Origin of the sequence: Oceanospirillum sediminis (assembly GCF_014164585.1) — a bacterium.
Classification (GTDB): domain Bacteria; phylum Pseudomonadota; class Gammaproteobacteria; order Pseudomonadales; family Halomonadaceae; genus Oceanospirillum; species Oceanospirillum sediminis.
The window spans coordinates 1-356 of sequence record NZ_JACJFM010000235.1; the positions used below are offsets into that span (position 1 = coordinate 1).

The 356-nt window shown below is 41.6% G+C and carries 1 protein-coding gene; it reads left to right on the plus strand.

Annotated elements, in window-relative coordinates:
* The coding region (locus H4O21_RS28540) for a glycoside hydrolase family 78 protein (protein ID WP_502243758.1) at positions 1–356 on the plus strand (356 nt) is incomplete at both ends.

Below are 356 nucleotides of genomic sequence, written 5' to 3' on the forward strand. Positions count from 1 at the left end.
GTCAGAGTATGAGCATGAATCAGAACACAACCATGAGTCGGAACATCATCATGATGAACATGAAGAAAAGCATGATCACGATTCAGAGCATGTTAAGCATCAGTCAGCCTACCAAATTGTGGTTGCATCCAGTGAAGATTTGTTGCCCGATAATGCCGATTTATGGGACTCGGGTAAGCAAATGACAGACCAGTCTGTTTGGGTAAAATACCAAGGAAAACCTTTAAAGTCTCGCCAAAAAGTATATTGGCAGGTAAAGTATTGGAACCAAGATGGAGAAGCTTCTGCATGGAGCGACATCAATCATTTTGAATTAGGATTGTTATCCAACAAAGATTGGCAGGCCCAATGGATTG